The 6,000-nt window shown below is 41.3% G+C and carries 2 protein-coding genes; both read right to left on the bottom strand.

Annotation, left to right across the window (positions count from 1 at the left end; all coding sequences use genetic code 11):
* Nucleotides 1-85 precede the first annotated feature (85 nt).
* A complete protein-coding gene (locus H6G69_RS22550) occupies nucleotides 86-2,662 on the bottom strand; it encodes a PAS domain S-box protein (RefSeq protein WP_190691360.1) in 2,577 nt (858 codons plus the stop codon).
* Nucleotides 2,663-3,009: 347 nt separating this feature from the next.
* Nucleotides 3,010-5,364, bottom strand: coding sequence for a glycoside hydrolase family 31 protein (locus tag H6G69_RS22545; protein WP_190691359.1), 2,355 nt, complete (start codon nucleotides 5,362-5,364; stop codon nucleotides 3,010-3,012).
* Between the last annotated feature and the right edge of the window lie 636 nt (nucleotides 5,365-6,000).

The following is a 6,000-nucleotide window of genomic DNA, read 5'->3' as shown; positions in this document are numbered from 1 at the left end:
AGGTCTGTTGGGTATGATGTAGACATTGCTCTAGTAACCCTGTCGCATTTTTATCTACTGACACAATAGCGTTACTGGAGCTTTTTTAGACTTTCCAAACATCCTCTAAGATTTGTCCCTGAGCAATCAGTGGATAACTATAATAAGCATTCACCCCCAAAGACCGAATTAATGCTGTTTTAGGATCAGTTGATTGTTGGACGTTTTCTAAATAAATTGGTTGGCGAGATTGTACTGCTGTACCGCACACGGCTTGACCAAAATTTAACAACTCAAATTCTTTGGCGATGTCTGCGCTAAAGCCACTATAGGAAGCTAAACGCATCACCTGAGAGTTATCTTCTACTAGATAGTTAAAATAAATATCTAAACCTATTTGCTCGGCTAGTTTACAAAATAAAGTTTCTACTAGGGCCACAGGTTGCTGGCTAGATAGTAAAGCACTAGCTGTATTAAATAGTAACTGTAGCCTGTTATTACCTATCGACAAGGCTGTTTCTACTTGCTTGAGTTTAGTAACATCTTGAAATACCATCACACAGGTAGCGGGATACTCATGCATTGCTGGCAAGGTATCAGCAAATATTAATAAAGAATAAATGCCTTGACTAGTATGCCAGTCTATTTCTACACCATTTAAACGTTCGCCACGGGCAACTCTCACCCCTGGCATTTGCTCGTTAGGAATTTGCTGACCTGTGGCATCTGTGTAGTTGTAAACTGTGTGATATGCTTCGGCTGAGATACCTTGAGGAAATTCACCGCCAGCTAATTCGTTGGCTGCACGATTAGCAAATGTTACCCTTGCTGTACCAGGTTCAATAAATAATAACGGTCTGGGCATTAAATTTAATACATCTTCTAGCCATTTTTGTTGATTTTGTTGTAATTCTTCGGCTTGCTTGCGGCTAGTAATATCTAAGAATGCACCAATGCAACCTCTAGTTTTGCCTTCTTCATCAAATAACGGTGCAACGTATTGTAATAAGTTGATGACTTGGCCATTGTCACGCACAATATCAAGTTCGGAATCGATAATTTCTACACCGTGCGCTGTGGCGTACTGCATCGGCAATTCTTCTAGGGATAATTCTCGACCATCACGGTAGATTTTAAATGTTGTGGGTATTTCATCAGCAGGTGCGCTCAAAGAAGCATTCATACCTGGCGAAATACCTAGTTGGTTGGCAAAACAAGGGTTAATTTTAATCGTGCGACATTCAGGATCTTCTGCTATGCCAATTCCTATAGGAATCACATCCAAGAGAGTTTGCAATTCCACAACCCGCCTTTGTAAGTCTCGATTCAGTTGTAAGATTTTTTCTTGGGCTTTTTGCTGTTCTAATTGAGCTTGTTCACGATCGCTTAAATTAAGAATAAAGGCTACGGTTTCTTGACGTTTTTCTCCTAGCACCACAAAACCGACTAACACAGGAATACGACTGCCATCTTTGCGGACATATTCTTTTCTATAAGGCGTACAAGCACCTTTAGGATTAGCTGTCGCTTCGACAATTCCTTGCTCATCTAAATGTAGATACTCTGGGGGTGTGATTTGGTTCCACTTTAACTTTCCCGCTAGCAACTCTTCTCTGGTGTAACCAACCATTTCCAGATATTCATCATTTGCTTGGTAAATGTTGCCGTAAATATCAGCAAACAAAATGCCAATCACGTTAGAATCTACAAAACTTTTGAGTTTTTCTTCGTAAGCGCGCAGAGTTTTTTGAGTGCGTTCATTGTTGTAACAAAGACGCTCAACAATGACTGCACATCGCCAGACCAAAAAAGCAAAAACGACTATCAGAGTAATGGCAAAAATCGATATAGCAAAGGCTGTGTCGTAGTTGCCGGCTTGCTGACCTTGAATAATTAACCATCCTAACAATAAGGGTACTGCGATCGCTGCGATCAATAACCGACGTGCTAGTAAACCTCCATAGGTTTCACTCGTGACTACCTGCATTAATCCTTTGTCGGTACGCGCCCACAAAATTCCCACGCACAGCACTATAAATAATATGGCTGTGTGCAGTGCCATCGATGTGGTTGTCGGCCAAATACTGTAGAGAATTTGGACATTGTAGGCATAGCCAATTAATGCTTGTAAGGAAATGACAGCGACTATTAAAGTGGTTATTTGACTATACCAATAGCTGCGATCGCTTTGGGGATAGTTGAGAATTGCTAAAGCACTACCCAACAGCACAAAGTTAAATGCTGTATTTAACCCCATTCTGCCTGTATAAGGTGTTAATACAGCATTTGGCGCATCTCGAAATAGTAGCTCGTCAATGCCCAAGTTCCAACCACACAAGTATTGCATCAGCGTCAGCGAACTAATGAGTATTAGTCCGGCAATACTTACTCGCGCCACTCGAGAAGCAATCAAATTGTCTTCGGCTGTGGCTAATTCAGTATCTGGCTGGTTGTTGCTGCACGTTTGTGATAGCCACAATGAAATTCCCGCTAGCACAAAACACACGGCTGCATTGGCTTTCATGGATACTAAATTGGCGTAGCTACCACGCTTGAGGAATTCAATGTCGAGCAACCACCCAAGCAGTACACAACCACCAACTATCATAGCGATCGCACCTGCAATTTTTGTCACTATTGAATTCTGGTTATCTTGCATTTGCAAGCGGTTGCTGTTGCTCATTGAGTTTTTCTAACCGCATCAATAACTAGACTAACGTTGTTACGTTTTAGTGTTTATTACAGGTTTAGATTTTTTATTAGTTTTTTGGAATACTACTATCTATGGTTGAGTTTTACCTCTATCAATATGTAGATTTATGACTAATAAAATTTTAGTCAAAAAAATTCCGATGACCAAAATTTATCTAGGACTCATATTTTTAGGACTTACGCACAAAGATTATCTGTGCAGATTGGGTTAATGGGTGAAAGGGTATGGGGTGTAAGGATTTTGCATCAGTACACCCCTATACCCCTGAACCCTCGCCAAAACCCTTGATTTTTCGTCTTGATGCGTCAGTCCTATAATTAAGTATGGGTAAATCTCAGGCTGACTTTTTGACCAACATCAGAGAAATGTTGTTCGCCAACGCCCACAAGTTCGACAGTAATTTCCCGTTGAGGGGGTGTCCATTTACCTTCACGCTCACCAATTTCTATGATTGTCTGGTCAGTGTTTGTGAATACACTAATTTTTCTTAAAGAATAATTTTGCTGGATGTATGTAAATGTATGCCCATCATCTTCATAAAAAATGTATTCACCGTTACCAGGCCAGACCCGAAATCGCATTTCTGTTAATGGGAATTCGTCTAGATATTGCATCACTGGCTGCATGGGAATTACCGCACCACTACGCACATAAAGTGGCATTTTTTCTAATGGTGCATGAGCGAGAATCTGAGTTGGCCCTTGATACGATTCGCCACTCCACCAGTCAAACCAAGTACCTGCGGGTAAGTAGACGGCTCGATATTCTACACCAGGACGATAAACTGGTGCAGCCATGAGTGACGGCCCTAATAATACCTGATCATAAAGTGTATAAGTTTGGCTATCGTTGGGGAAATGATAGAGTAACGGTCTTAAAATCGGTGCGCCTGTGGTTGCCGCTTCCCAAAATAAAGTGTAAATGTATGGTAAAAGCTGGTAACGCAGATTAATATATTCTCTACAGATATTTTCAGTGCGATCGCCAAATACCCAAGGTTCATGACGGGCTGTAGACATAGCCGAATGTCCGCGCATCAATGGATACAGCATTCCTACCTGCATCCACCGAGCAAATAATTCTGCTGTGGCATTCCCGGCAAAGCCGCCGATATCACAACCGACAAACCCCACACCCGAAAGCCCCATATTACACAGCATCGGTAAAGATATTTCCAAATGTTCCCACAATGACTGATTATCACCCATCCACACTGAAGACCATCGTTGCACACCAGCGTAACCAGAACGCGTTAATACAAATGAGCGCTCTTTTCGATGTCGTTCCAACCCCTGATAACAAGCCTGCGCCATCATCAACCCATATAAATTATGCACCTCCCGATGAGTCGTAGATGATGCCGTCTCCCCCCCTGCATCTCCTTGCGGCGCATCCAAAGGAAACCAAATCTTCTCCCCAGCATCCCCAAAAGGACGATTATCAATGGCGGGTTCGTTCATATCGTTCCAAATACCAGCCACGCCAATATCAGTCAAGCTTTTTTGTAAATCTCCCCACCAATTTTGCACATCAGGGCGCAAAAAATCGGGAAACACGGCTTTTTCCGGCCACACATAACCGTGAAACAGCGTCCCGTCAGCTTGTCGCACAAAATAATCGTTTTCTAGACCTTGGTCAAAAACATGATAATTTGCCTCCGGTTCGTACTTCACGCCAGGATCGATAATTGTCACCGTTTTAAAGCCAGCTTGTGCCAAATCACCAATTAACTTTTTGGGGTCAGAAAAACGTTGGGGACTCCAAGTAAACACGCGATAACCGCGCATATAATCAATATCCAGGTGAATTACATCACAGGGAATGCGCCGTTGACGAAATTCTTGGGCTAATTCACGCACCACAATTTCTGACTCATAACTCCAGCGACATTGGTGATAGCCTAATGCCCATTTTGGTGGTAGAGGCATTCTTCCGGTTAATTGAGTGTAGGTACGCAGAATTTGAGCAGGTTGGGGGCCATAAATCATGTAATAATCCAACTCACCGCCGCGAGTTTCCATTTTCCACACACCAGGGTGTTCTGCACCGATATCGAATTGACTCCAAAATGTGGTGTTAAAAAATATGCCGTAGCCTACCTCTGGACGCAAGGCCATAAAAAATGGAATTGCTTGGTACATCTCATCACTGAGAGCATCATAATCTAGGGCATCAATTGTCCAGTTAGTTTTGACTTGGCTGAGTTTATCCAAAAAACCTGTGCGTTCACCAAAGCCATAAAAATGTTCGTTCGCTGCAATTTGTTTCCAACCTGCAACTGCACCTAAACGCCAACCAATACCGATATCTGCATCTTGGGCAAAAGGTCGCTCCGCTTTGTCAAAGCAAGTAAGATGAAAATTGTGCTTTTGGACGCACAGACGGATTTGCTCGGTTTTAATTTCTACAGTTGTGTCAGTTTCTTGGACTGCAAAAGGTACTTTTTCCCACTCTGCATCATCCACAGTTACCGCCCAAGGGCGACGGGGTAAAAATTCTGTGGTAGGTGAAAAACGTACACGAATTAAATTTGCTGCCAGAATACTAATAATTAAATGCGAATTTTCTGAAGACAAATCAATAGTGCTTTCATTTTGATTGATAGATTGCACTGCACCAATTGTTGTCCAAGGTTGGTTGGTGGTGGGTAATTTTCCAAAGTATTGCGGCATGATGAGTGTTTTAATTTATGAATTAGGTCGATGCAATTAAAGATAACTAGTGAGAGGATGTCTAAGAATTATTAAATATTTTGCCACTAGAATGTTTGTAATCATGCGATCTCCTAACCATTTTTCATCGGCTGAGGCTGGTGTTTCTTCTACTGCTACATCTTTCAATTACTTCAAAGTTACTGTTATATTAAAAAGATGACACAATTTGTGCCGAAAATAATTTCGCCAATTAACTGAAAACCCAAAATAGATCCTGCTGCTGCCCTAGTGGCGATCGCATCCCCATTAGAGTAGATTTTGTATCTCTATCATGTTACAGATACAAGTTTTCAGAGCCGAGGTTTATGATGATATAAAGGTGAGAGTTAGTAGAGTGTAAAATAACTTTACATTCTGCATAGGTTTGAAGACAAACTAAGGATAAGAAAGAAAAGGAAAACCAAGAATAGATCATTTCTTTTTCTTTCTTCCTTTTGTATTGAAGCAGATAAAGATTTGTTGAGATATTATTTGGCAACAAGCAAGCTTTTGTCTACAAGTAGGAAATAAAAATCAACTTAACTATAGCAATCCGATTTAATTTCTGAACTTACTTATGAAGGTAGGGAACAGGAAATAGAAACTATATTGAGT

The organism is Nostoc sp. FACHB-110 (assembly GCF_014697425.1).
GTDB lineage: Bacteria > Cyanobacteriota > Cyanobacteriia > Cyanobacteriales > Nostocaceae > Nostoc_B.
This window is presented reverse-complemented; position numbering and strand designations above follow the sequence as displayed.